Below are 11886 nucleotides of genomic sequence, written 5' to 3'. Positions count from 1 at the left end.
ATTTCTTCTGGCAAACGGGTATAGAAGCGTGGTAAAGTGATGAATCCTATGTGCTAAGAAGGGAGCATCTGTGCCGAAAAAGTCTGCAAGCACCGGTTCCGCTCTGGACGCAACCATCGAGAAGCTGCTCGACCTGGGATCCAAGGCCGGTTCCGTCACCGAGGATGAGATTCAGATCGTCCTCAAGAACGTCGACGTCACTGATGCACAGCTGTCCTCCATTTACCAGTTCCTTCGCGACCGCGGCGTCGAGATCGTCTCGGCCACCGAGGATGACGACTCCGAGCTGATCGTGGATGACGATGACCGCGACGTGTCGCACGATGACGACGACCTCGACGGTGACGAGAGCGACGAGGACCATGACCTCAAGATGGCCCGCCAGGCCGATGCCGAGATGGCCTCGACCAAATCCAAGAAGAAGGCCCGCACCGTCCGCACCACGCGCAGCCGTTCCCGAGCCCGCGGCATCGACGCCTCCACGGTCATGCTCACCGGCGACCCCGTTCGCATGTACCTCAAGGAGATCGGCAAGGTCGACCTGCTGACCGCAGCCGAGGAGGTCGACCTCGCCATGAAGATCGAGGCCGGTCTCGACGCCGCCGATAAGCTGGAGAAGCAGGAGGCCGGCGAGATTGAGCTGACCCGCGCCGAGATGCGTCGTCTCATGCGCGTCGAGCAGGTCGGCCTCGATGCTAAGCAGGCCCTCATCTCCGCCAACCTGCGTCTCGTCGTTTCCATCGCCAAGCGCTACGTCGGTCGCGGCATGCTCTTCCTGGACCTCATCCAGGAGGGCAACCTCGGTCTCATCCGCGCGGTCGAGAAGTTCGACTACGAGAAGGGCTTCAAGTTCTCCACGTACGCCACGTGGTGGATCCGCCAGGCCATTACCCGCGCCATCGCCGACCAGGCCCGTACCATCCGTATCCCGGTCCACATGGTCGAGACCATCAACAAGCTCGTGCGCGTGCAGCGCCAGCTGCTCCAGGACCTCGGCCGCGACCCGACCCCGGAGGAGATCGGCGCCGAGATGGATATGAGCGCCGACCGCGTGCGCGAGATTCAGAAGATCTCCCAGGAGCCGGTGTCCCTCGAGACGCCCATCGGCGAGGAGGAGGACTCCCAGCTGGGCGACTTCATCGAGGACGCGCAGGCAGTCGCCCCCGCGGACGCCGCCAGCTTCTCGATGCTGCAGGAGCAGCTCACGCAGGTCCTCGACGGACTTGCGGAGCGCGAGCGCAAGGTCATCGAGCTGCGCTTCGGCCTTGAGGACGGTCATCCCCGTACGCTCGAGGAGGTTGGACGCGAGTTTGGCGTGACGCGCGAGCGCATCCGCCAGATCGAGTCCAAGACGCTGGCCAAGCTGCGTCATCCCAGCCGTTCGAGCAAGCTCAAGGATTATCTCGAGAACTGCTAAACGCCGCACACGGGTCGCGTGGGCGCTCGGGTTTGCGAGCGTTCGGGATCCGCGAGCGCCAGTTTATATAGCGAGCCTTTTTGGCCGCCGGCTTGTGTCGGCGGCCATTTTTTGTGGCTGGTTGGGACGTGCGGATTGCTGGGACGTGCGGCTCCTCGTGCCGTCCGGCCCGTCGGGACGTATGGCCGGGCACGCAAGCGATGACGCGAGTGCCCTTGCGGGACCGCGCAGGCTTGGAGGTTATGAACGATTGGAGCTTGTGAACGGTTAGCCAAAGTTTACATTTCTGAGCTTAACAAACCCGCAGGTAGATGCGTCGATGAAATGGAGGTTATGCACGAATCGTTCATGCCCTCCATTTGTGTACACCCAAATCGTGCACAAGTTCATGGCTCCCAATCGACGGGCCCTTAATGCGGCGCAGATGTCGCCTCAGAGCGGGCGGTCGCTCAGCGCTGTTGGTCATTCGATACGAGCGATGGCCATGTTCATGTATTGCCGTACCGCTGATCAATCGAGGGGAGGCTCAACCCCTGCATAGCAAAAGAAAGAGGGAGTGGGGTTCATTCCATGCATAACAAAAAGACCCGCCGAAGCGGGTCTGAAAGTTCTGGCTCCTCGAGTAGGACTCGAACCTACAACAACGCGGTTAACAGCCGCGGGCTCTACCATTGAGCTATCGAGGAATTGTCAAGTTGCTTTTGGCTGTCTGTTCGCAAGCAACGAAATTTATTATACGGATGGAGGGAAGCGTTGCAAGCCCCAATTTCAAAATTTTTTAGATTTTGCCCGCCGCCGGTTTTAGGATGATCAAACCTGCAGGTCAGATATACCGTTGCCCGAATAAATCGGGTCAAGAGACCTCAGACGACTATCATTGAGCGGGCTTGCCGATCGAAATGCCGCAAACGTACCCGAACGCCTCGAGGGTGAGACGGCTGCTGTATTGCTTTGCGGACGCGAGCTCCTCGCCGCCAAGAGCGGTCGGACGTTGCAGAAGGACATGAGGGAGAGGACCACCATGAGCCCTGATCATATGAGCACCGAGGAATCCGACGTTTCCAAAACCGCCGAATGCGCCGAGGCCGCCTCGTCTGCCAAGGAAGTTGGGAGCGTCAATTGCGCCAATGAAGCTGGAGGCAATACGCCTCGCTCGATAAGCGGCCGTCTGAAGGGGCGAGGCTTCTCCGTTCTGGGCGATTCAATCAGCACGCTCATGGGCTGGGTTCCCGAGGGCTGGCGGGTTCATTACGAGGGCGAGGTTCACGTCGATGGGGTCGAACGCCCCCAAGACACATGGTGGGGGAGAGTCATCGATCACTTCGACGGCCACCTGATCGCCAACTCCTCCTTTTCCGGTTCCGTCGTCGAGGGATACGGTTTTCCCGCGGGCAATAGCGAGAAGCGCATCGCTTCGCTGCTCGGCGCGCGGGGCGAATGCCCCGATGTCGTCCTCGTGTACATGGGCATTAACGACTACGGCTGGGGCGGTGGCCGCAACCAGGTGATGGGCGGGTCGCTTTCTGCGTCTGCGCGCCCCGAGGACCTTGCGGGCGAGCGCTCCGTCGAATGGGTTGTCGGCCCCGATGCGCTGGACCGGTTCGATGCCGCGTATCGCGATGTCCTCGCCGCGATCCGTCGCCTTGCGCCCTCGTCCGAGATTTGGTGCCTGACGCTGTGCCCCGCAACGTCTCCGAGCGAGGCGGAGCGCTGTTACAAGTATCAGATACGCGGCATTGAGCTGGATGCTTACAACCGCGCCATCGTTCGGGCGGCGCGAGAGGCGGGGGCGCATGTCGCCGATGTGCGGGCGTACGGCATCCAATACGACGCGGTGGACGGGTGTCATCCGTCGGCTCTCGGCATGCGTCAAATTGCAGACATGGTCATCGCGCGCATGGAGGGATCTTCTGAGATGCCCGCATCCATCGGGGATGCACCGCGCGCCGTTCGGACGTGCGGGCGCTCGCATTGCCACGGGTGCCCTATGGACGAGTCGACCGACTCCCGCTGGGCGATAGCCTGTCGCGGACCGAAGGACGGGCGTTAGCCAAAGATCATGCGCACCGCCCCATTGTGAAGATTGGGGCGGTGCGTGTTTTTTCATGCCCTCGCCACGGGGGGATGCGTGTACAATAGACGAGACCTTTAAACGTGGTACGAGATACCCGCAAGGAGAACATAGCCCGATTGCTTCGGGTCCTCGTGGGATGCTCGTGCCGTGTGTGAACGGTCGGGCATTATTTTTTGACGCGGCACTGAGCCGGCGTCGAAGAGGCAAGGAAGGAGTTTGATGGGCATGTCTTCACCGAAGGCGGTCATCATGGACGAGACCGCGATCAGCCGCGCGATCACCCGTATCGCTCACGAGATCGTCGAGAAGAACGAGGGCGTTGAGAACCTCGCGCTCGTCGGCATCGTGACCCGCGGCGATCTGCTCGCCAAGCAGCTCGTGGACGAGATCGAGCGGATCGAGGGGGTGCGCGTCGACCTAGGAAGCTTGGACATCAGCTTCTACCGCGACGATTACCTGACCAACTTCGCCCCGGCCGTCCACGCCACGAACGTCCCGTTCAACCTGGACAACAAGCGCATCGTGCTCGTCGACGACATCCTCTACACCGGTCGCACCATCCGCGCCGCTCTGGACGCCCTCATGGACCTCGGTCGCCCCAGCCGCGTCGAGCTGGCCGTCCTGGTCGACCGCGGCCATCGCGAGCTTCCGATCTGCCCCGACTTCGTGGGCAAGAACGTCCCCTCCTCCCATGAGGAGAATGTGCGCCTCTACCTCGAGGAGGTCGACGGCCGCACCACCGTTGAGATCACGAACGTCGAGCAGGGCGCCCGCGTGGGCTCCGCTCCGCTGGGAGGCGAGTAGGCAGTGTTCAACAACCACAAGCACCTCATCGATATCTCGGAGTACTCCGACTCCGAGCTCATGACGATCCTGCAGACCGCCAAGGCGTTCTCCGAGGTCAATGAGCGCGCCATCAAGAAGGTCCCCACCCTCAAGGGCAAGACCATCGTCAACATGTTCAACGAGCCCTCCACGCGCACCCGCAGCTCCTTCGAGCTGGCCGAGAAGCGCCTGTCGGCCGATACGCTGAACTTTGGCGGCTCCTCCACCTCCACGGTGAAGGGCGAGAGCCTCATCGACACCGTCATGACGCTCGACGCCTACAAGATCGACTGCATCGTCGTGCGCGACAAGCACGCCGGCGCGCCCTACATCGTGTCCCAGGCCAGCCCCGCCGTCGTCATCGACGCCGGCGACGGCAAGCACGGCCATCCCACCCAGGCCCTGCTCGACCTGTACTCCATTTGGGAGCGCAAGGGTAGCTTCGACGGCCTGAAGGTCGGCGTTGTGGGCGACATCGGCCACTCCCGTGTCTGCGGCTCCCTCATCCCCGCGCTCAAGATCATGGGCGCCGAGGTCACGGCCGTGGGCCCCAACACCCTCATGCCGCCCCGCCCCGACATCCTGGGCGCCGATTACGTGTCCAACAGCCTCGATGATGTGCTGCCGGACCTGGACGTCGTCTACATGCTGCGTATCCAGCGCGAGCGCCTCGAGGGCGCGCCGTTCCCGAGCGAGCGCGAGTACCACCAGCTCTACGGTCTCACCAAGGCCCGCGAGCGTCTTATGAGGCCCGACGCGATCGTGTGCCACCCCGGCCCGATCAACCGCGGTGTGGAGTTCGACTCCTACATGCCCGATCATCCGGAGCGCTCTGTCATCCTCGACCAGGTGTACGCCGGTATCTGCGTGCGCATGGCTGCCCTGTATCTGCTGCTTGGAGGTGCCGATAATGGCCTTGCTTCTTAAGAATGCCCACGTCGTCGACCCGTCTGTCGAGCTTGATGGACGTGTAGACGTCCTCGTCGAGGATGACAAGATCGCCGCCGTCGGCGAGAACCTCAGCGCTGAGGGCGCCGAGGTCGTCGACCTGTCCGGCAAGTACCTCGTTCCCGGCCTGGTGGACATGCACGTCCACCTGCGTGAGCCCGGCTTCGAGGCCAAGGGCGACATCGAGTCCGAGACCGCCGCTGCCGCCAAGGGCGGCTTCACCGGCGTGTGCTCCATGCCCAACACCAACCCTGTCACCGACAACGGCGTCGTGGTCGAGTACATCAAGTCCGTCGCCGCCGCCAAGGGCCACTGCCGCGTGTACCCCTCCGGCGCCATGACCCGTGGCCTCAAGGGCGAGATCATCTCCGAGATGGGCAACATGGTCGAGCACGGCTGCGTCGCCTTCACCGATGACGGTCACGGCATCCAGGGCGCCGGCATGCTTCGCCGCGCCATGGACTACGGCCAGATGTTCGGCAAGGTCTTCATGAGCCACTGCCAGGACAACGACCTGGTCGGCGACGGCCAGATCAACGAGGGCGCCGTTTCCACCCGCCTCGGCCTGCTCGGCTGGCCGGCGGAGGGCGAGGAGCTCCAGATCATGCGCGACATCATGATCGCCGAGCTCACCGGTGCCAAGCTGCACATCCAGCACATCTCCACCGCCAAGGGCCTGGAGATGGTCCGCGCCGCCAAGGCCAAGGGCCTGCCCGTGACCTGCGAGGCCACCCCGCATCACCTGTTCCTCACCGAGGACGCCATCGACGGCACCTACAACACCTGCTTCAAGGTGAACCCTCCGCTGCGCACCGCTGCGGACGCCGAGGCGCTCATCGCCGGCGTCATCGACGGCACCGTCGACACGATCGCCACCGACCACGCCCCGCACTCCGACTGGGAGAAGTCCCGTGAGTTCGAGCTCGCCCCGTTCGGTATGACCGGTCTCGAGACTGCACTCGGCCTCGTGATCACCAACCTGGTCAAGACCGGCAAGATCACCTTCGGTCGCATGGTCGAGCTCATGGCCATCGAGCCCCGTAAGATCCTGGGCCTCGACCAGGTCACGATTGCCGAGGGCTCCGTCGCCGACCTCACCGTCTTCGACGCCGATGCGGTCTGGACCGTCTCCGAGGATGACTTCGCCAGCCACGCCAAGAACTCCGGTTTCAAGGGCGTCGAGCTCACCGGCCGCGCCACCGACGTGTTCGTGGGCGGCAAGCGCACGCTCGCCAACGGCGTCGTTTGCTAACATAAGCTTCGAGCGCCGCACGGGCCGCGTCTTTGCGCGCTGCCCGTGCGGCATTGTCAATCAACCATGCCTCGCATGGGGAGGGGAGCATATATGCCGAATCCTTCGCCTGCGCGCATGCATGACTTCGAGGTCATTTCGAACGAGAAGATCGCCGACGGCATCTTCTCGCTCGTCATTTCGGCCCCGCGTCTCGCATCCGCGCTCAAGCCCGGTCAGTTCGTGAACATCCGCGTTCCGGGCGACCCGAGTGAGCTGCTGCGCGTGCCACTGAGCTACGTCGCCGCCGATCCGGAGCGCGGCACCGTCGAGATCTGGTACGCGGTCGTCGGCAAGGGCACGCAGCGCATGTCCGAGTGGGGCCGCGGCTTTACGAGCGACCTACTCGGCCCTGGCGGCCATGGCTGGCGCGTTCCCGAGGGCGCCCGTCGCGTGCTCGTGGTCGGCGGCGGCATCGGTGTTCCCCCGGTGCTGTGCCTGGCGCGTGAGCTCGCCGAGGCGGGTATCGCGGTCGATGCGTGCGTGGGCTCCGCCACTGTAGCCAAGCTCGTCGGCGTCGAGGACTTCGAGGCGCTGGGCGCCGGCGAGGTCCGCGTGGCGACCGATGACGGTACGGCCGGCCTGCACGGTTTTTGCACCGAGTCCGCCGCTGAGCTGCTCTCCTCCCACGAGTACGACTACGTGGCCACCTGCGGCCCCGGCGTCATGATGAGCAAGGTCGCCGCCTCTGCGGCCGAGGCGGGCGTGTACTGCGAGGCCTCCCTCGAGCGCATGATGAGCTGCGGCTTTGGTGCATGCAGCACCTGCAATGTCGAGACGACCGACGGCATGCAGGGCGCCTGCATGTGCGGACCGGTCTTTGATGCGACCAAGGTGGTGGTCTGGTGAGCCAGGTGAATATGGCCGTCGACTTCGGCGGCGTGAAGATGAAGAACCCCATCAACACCGCGTCCGGCACGTTCGGGTACGGCTGGCAGTTCAGCGAGCTCATGAACGTGAGTCAGCTCGGTGCCATCACCACGAAGGGCTGCGCGGCGGAGCCTTGGCCGGGCAACCCCGCGCCCCGCATGGCCGAGGTCCCCGGTGGCATGATGAACTCCGTGGGCCTGCAGAACCCCGGTGTGGCCGCCTTCGCTGAGCAGTCCGGCCCGTGGCTGTCCGACCTCACCGCCAAGGGCACGCAGGTCATCTGCCAGGTCGCCGGTCACTCCACCGAGGAGTACGTCCGCGCGCTCGAGATGTTCGTGGAGCTGTGCCCCTGGGCCGCCGGATACGAGATCAACGTGAGCTGCCCCAACATCGCTGCCGGCGGTGCCGCCTGCGGCTCCACGCCTCAGGGTGCTTCCGAGGTCATGCGCGCCTGCCGCAAGGTGACCGACAAGCCCCTCTTCGTCAAGATGGCTCCCGTGCGCATCCCCGAGATCGCGCGTGCCCTCGAGGCCGAGGGCGCCGACGGCCTGACTGTCATCAACTCCATCCCCGGCATGTCCATCGACGTGCACACGCGCCGCTCCAGGCTCTCCAAGCCCACGGGCGGCCTCTCCGGCCCGCTGTGCCATCCCATCGCCGTCCGCATGGTCTGGGAGGCCGCCAATGCGGTCGATATCCCGATCTGCGGCGTCGGCGGCGTCATGACGGGTGAGGACGCGGCTGAGTTCATCCTCGCGGGCGCCTGCTGCGTCTCCGTGGGCATGGCCAACTTCGTCGAGCCCGATGCGTCCGTGCGCATCCTGCACGAGCTCGAGGCCTGGGCCGAGAGCCAGGGAGTCAAGGACATCAACGAGTTGATCGGAGCCTTCGAATGCTAGAGACCGATGCCCGCGACCGTATCATCGTCGCGATCGATTGCGACCGTGACCGCGCCATCGAGCTTGCCGATGCGCTGTCCGGTCATGCCTCCTGGCTGAAGGTCGGCATGACGCTGTTCTACGCCGAGGGGCCCTCCATCGTCCGCGAGTTCAACGAGCGCGGTTTCAAGGTCTTCCTCGACCTGAAGTTCCACGACATCCCGCATCAGGTGCGCGGCGCTGCTCGCTCCGCAGCACTCGCCGGCGCCGACCTGCTCTCCGTGCACGGCTTGGGCTCCGGCGCCATGCTCGCGGCGTGCCGCGAGGGTGCCGAGGCGGCCGCGGAGGTGCGGGGCCGCCGCCCCAACCTCGTCGCCATCACCGTGCTCACGAGCATGAGCCAGGACTCGCTCACCGAGATCGGCGTCGAGTCCCCGGTTGCCGAGGAGGCCGCCCGCCTGGCGTCCCTCGCGCAGGCCAACGGCATCGACGGCATCGTGTGCTCCCCGATGGAGGCGCAAGGCATGCGCGAGCTGCTGGGCCCCGACGCGCTCATCGTCACGCCGGGCGTGCGTCCTGCGGGCGCCGAGCTCGGAGACCAGACGCGCGTCGCCACGCCGTCGCAGGCCATCGCCCGCGGCGCGAGCCACATCGTGGTCGGCCGTCCCATCACGGGAGCCGACGACCCGGTCGAGGCGTACGAGGCCATCGTCGCCGAGCTGTGCGAGAACGTGAAATAATGATGAAGCGCAGGTGTCTACCTGCGCTTCTTTTCTCTATAGGGCCTCTATGCAGGGGTTTTGACGCCGATTTTGGCTCGATATCTTGCAATTTGGCAGAGCATGGACTACCCTAGATTGCCGTTGAAGGTTCAAACATGCACGTAAAAGCACGTATTGCACCCCGAACGCAGTTAGAAGATGCCTAGTTTTATGGAGGTTCAAATGGCGCTTCCTCAGCTCACCGATGAGCAGCGCAAGGCCGCTCTCGAGAAGGCCGCTGCCGCCCGTCACGCTCGTGCCGAGCTCCGTGAGAAGATCAAGAAGGGCGAGGTGTCCCTGGACTCCGTCCTGAACTCCGACGACCCCATCGCTTCCCGTATGAAGGTCTCCACCCTCATCGAGTCCCTCCCTGGCTATGGCAAGGCCAAGGCCACCAAGATCATGGACGAGCTGGGCATCTCCGCCACCCGTCGCGTTCAGGGCCTCGGCGTCCGCCAGCGCGAGCAGCTCCTCGAGCAGCTCACCAAGTAAGTGGGCCAGAGCGAGTCAAAGCTCTTCGTGATTTCCGGGCCGTCAGGCGCAGGGAAGGGCACTCTTGTCGCGCGTGTGCGCGACCGGGTTCCCAACCTGGGCCTGACGGTTTCCGCTACCACGAGGAGCCCGCGCGCCGGCGAGGTGGACGGCGTGAATTACTACTTCCTGTCCGAAGATGAGTTCTCGGCCCGCATCGAGGCCGGCGACTTCATCGAGTGGGCACAGGTACACGACCATCGCTATGGCACCCTTGCCAGCGAGGTCGATCGCAACCTCTCCACCGGCCAGTCCCTCATTTTGGAGATCGACGTCCAGGGCGCCCTGGCCGTCAAGGAGCGCTTCCCCGAGGCCGTGCTCATCTTCATCGAGCCCCCGTCGCTCGATGTCCTGCGTGAGCGCCTCCTCGGCCGCGGCTCCGAGACCCCGGAGTCCCTCGAGCTCCGTCTCCACACCGCCGAAGGCGAGATGGCCCTGCGTGACCGCTACGACGAGATCCTCGTGAACGACGATCTCGAGCGTGCCACGGAGGAGCTCATCGCCGTACTGCACCGTCACGAAAGGAATTGATCCGAAGTGTCTGTTGTGAAGCCTGCCATTGATGACCTGCTGGAGAAGACCGACCACAATAGGTTCCTGCTCTCCTCGCTCGCGTCCCAGCGCGCCAGCGACATCAACAACATGCTGCGCGGCCAGCACAGCCGCGTCCTCGCCGTCCAGGACACCGATGACCTCACCGTCATGCTGTCCGGTAAGGACACCATCTCCATGGCCATGGAGGAGATCGTGGATGGCACCATCTCCTACGACCACGAGCGTTATGAGGCCGCCCTCGGCCACATCGACCCCCAGGAGGCCTAATTGGCAAGTCGCGTATGCCTGGTGCACTATCACGAGATAGGGCTCAAGGGCAAGAACCGCACGCGGTTCGAGCGCGTCCTCATGGATTCGTTGAAGGCGGCCTTGGCCGCCTTTTCCGTTTCGTGCGTGACGCGCATCTCCGGCCATATTCTCGTCACCTTCTCCACCAAGGGCGAGGCTGAGCGCGCCATGCCGCTCATCGCCCAGGTTCCGGGTGTCGCCCGCTGCTCGCTGGCGTTCCACACGAACCGCGAGCCCGATGAGTATTGCCGCGCCGCGATCGATGCGCTCGCCGAATTCGGACCGTTCGAGACCTTCAAGGTCGCCGCACGCCGCTCGAATACGGACTACGAGCTCACGAGCATGGACCTCAACCGTCAGGTCGGCGAGGCGCTCTGCCTTGCGTATCCCGAGAAGAAGGTCCAGATGCGCGAGCCCGATGCCTGTGTGCACGTGCTCGTCGTCCAGGGCAGCGTGTATGTATACGCTCGCAGCATGCGCGGCGTGGGCGGCCTGCCGCAGGGCAGTGCCGGCAAGGTCGTGACGCTGCTTTCCTCGGGTATCGATTCTCCGGTCGCAACCTGGCAGCTTGCTCGTCGCGGCGCCGTCGTGGTGCCAATCCATTTCTCCGGGCGTCCCCAGACGGCCGACACGAGCGAGTATCTGTGCCGCGACATCATCGAGCAGCTCGCGCCTGCGGTTCAGATCGGTCGCATGTACGTCGTCCCGTTCGGCGATTGCCAGCGCGAGATCTCGATGAAGACCCCGTCCGATTTGCGCGTGATCATGTATCGCCGCGTCATGTACTCGGTGGCGGAGCGCATCGCGCGCCTCGAGGGCGCCAAGGCCATCGTCACGGGCGAGTCGCTCGGCCAGGTCGCGTCGCAGACGCTCGAGAACATCATGGCCGTCAACGAGGTCGTGGATATCCCGGTGTTCAGGCCGCTCATCGGTTCGGACAAGCAGGAGATCATCGAGCGCGCCAAGCAGATCGGCACGTACGAGATCTCGTGCGAGACCGCGCCCGACTGCTGCACGCTGTTCATGCCGCGTCGTCCCGAGACCCATGCAAAGCTCGATGAGGTTCACGAGGCATGGGAGATGTTCGATCACGAGGCGATGATCGATTACCTGGTCTCCCATGTCGAGTACGTCGATTTTGAGGCGCCGGTGTACAAGCGCCCCCGTTGCATGCGCGAACGCCACAGCGAGATCGAGATTCGCCACCAGGCCGCTGAGTAATCCACAGGCCTGCCCATAATCTGGCTCTAAATCTGGCCGCAATCTGCCCGCGATGGACAGGTTGCGGCCAGATTGCCATACAGACCGACCGGCGCTGCTTCATATTGTCGGTGCCTCGCGCCTCCCGTCTTGCGATGCTTGAAGAGGGGAGGTGCGCATATGGCACAGGTGCAAGAGGAGAGAATGACATGGGCAAGACGTTGCAGGCTCTATGCGAGGCAGCGGCC

At 64.1% G+C, this 11886-nt stretch carries 12 protein-coding genes and 1 tRNA gene; 12 read left to right on the top strand and 1 reads right to left on the bottom strand.

Annotated elements, in window-relative coordinates; genetic code table 11:
• The first annotated feature begins 70 nt into the window (after positions 1 to 70).
• The gene (rpoD, locus tag FY258_RS04505; protein ID WP_118103485.1) at positions 71 to 1417 is read left to right on the top strand and encodes an RNA polymerase sigma factor RpoD; all 1347 of its coding nucleotides are present in this window, start codon (positions 71 to 73) and stop codon (positions 1415 to 1417) included.
• Between the two features lie 611 nt (positions 1418 to 2028).
• On the opposite strand, the gene FY258_RS04500 is transcribed toward rpoD, so the two are convergent.
• Positions 2029 to 2103: transfer RNA gene (locus tag FY258_RS04500), tRNA-Asn, on the bottom strand.
• A 335-nt stretch (positions 2104 to 2438) separates the two neighbouring features.
• Between FY258_RS04500 and FY258_RS04495 the strand changes: the two genes are divergently transcribed.
• The 11 genes from FY258_RS04495 (at position 2439) to thiI (ending at position 11659) form a co-directional block, all read left to right on the top strand.
• The gene (locus FY258_RS04495) at positions 2439 to 3467 is read left to right on the top strand and encodes an SGNH/GDSL hydrolase family protein (protein ID WP_182279417.1); all 1029 of its coding nucleotides are present in this window, start codon (positions 2439 to 2441) and stop codon (positions 3465 to 3467) included.
• 243 nt (positions 3468 to 3710) lie between these two features.
• On the top strand, positions 3711 to 4295 hold the full coding sequence (gene pyrR / locus FY258_RS04490; protein WP_118103481.1) for a bifunctional pyr operon transcriptional regulator/uracil phosphoribosyltransferase PyrR: 585 nt from the start codon (positions 3711 to 3713) through the stop codon (positions 4293 to 4295).
• Between the two features lie 3 nt (positions 4296 to 4298).
• On the top strand, positions 4299 to 5243 hold the full coding sequence (locus FY258_RS04485) for an aspartate carbamoyltransferase catalytic subunit (RefSeq protein WP_118103479.1): 945 nt from the start codon (positions 4299 to 4301) through the stop codon (positions 5241 to 5243).
• Positions 5227 to 6516 (top strand): dihydroorotase, encoded by a 1290-nt coding sequence (locus FY258_RS04480; protein WP_118103477.1) that lies wholly within the window; start codon positions 5227 to 5229, stop codon positions 6514 to 6516. The genes FY258_RS04485 and FY258_RS04480 overlap by 17 nt, the downstream gene beginning before the upstream one ends.
• A 117-nt stretch (positions 6517 to 6633) precedes the next feature.
• Positions 6634 to 7404 carry a dihydroorotate dehydrogenase electron transfer subunit gene (locus FY258_RS04475; protein ID WP_118104025.1) on the top strand — a complete coding sequence of 257 codons (771 nt, stop codon included), beginning with the start codon at positions 6634 to 6636 and terminating at the stop codon, positions 7402 to 7404.
• Positions 7405 to 7415: 11 nt separating this feature from the next.
• Positions 7416 to 8324 (top strand): dihydroorotate dehydrogenase, encoded by a 909-nt coding sequence (locus FY258_RS04470; RefSeq protein WP_182279444.1) that lies wholly within the window; start codon positions 7416 to 7418, stop codon positions 8322 to 8324.
• Positions 8318 to 9043, top strand: coding sequence for an orotidine-5'-phosphate decarboxylase (gene pyrF, locus FY258_RS04465; protein ID WP_118103473.1), 726 nt, complete (start codon positions 8318 to 8320; stop codon positions 9041 to 9043). Before FY258_RS04470 ends, pyrF begins: the two co-directional genes overlap by 7 nt.
• A 204-nt stretch (positions 9044 to 9247) precedes the next feature.
• Entirely contained in the window at positions 9248 to 9556 is a 309-nt protein-coding gene (gene mihF, locus FY258_RS04460) for an integration host factor, actinobacterial type (protein WP_039910222.1), read from the top strand.
• Positions 9557 to 10126 (top strand): guanylate kinase, encoded by a 570-nt coding sequence (gmk, locus tag FY258_RS04455; protein WP_118103471.1) that lies wholly within the window; start codon positions 9557 to 9559, stop codon positions 10124 to 10126. It abuts the gene before it with no gap.
• 6 nt (positions 10127 to 10132) lie between these two features.
• Positions 10133 to 10417, top strand: coding sequence for a DNA-directed RNA polymerase subunit omega (locus FY258_RS04450; RefSeq protein WP_039910223.1), 285 nt, complete (start codon positions 10133 to 10135; stop codon positions 10415 to 10417).
• A complete protein-coding gene (gene thiI, locus FY258_RS04445; RefSeq protein WP_118103469.1) occupies positions 10418 to 11659 on the top strand; it encodes a tRNA uracil 4-sulfurtransferase ThiI in 1242 nt (413 codons plus the stop codon).
• Positions 11660 to 11886 lie beyond the last annotated feature (227 nt).

Source organism: Collinsella intestinalis, from assembly GCF_902364775.2.
GTDB lineage: Bacteria > Actinomycetota > Coriobacteriia > Coriobacteriales > Coriobacteriaceae > Collinsella.
Note: the sequence above shows the minus strand (reverse complement) of the source record. Positions and strands in the feature narration are given on the sequence as shown.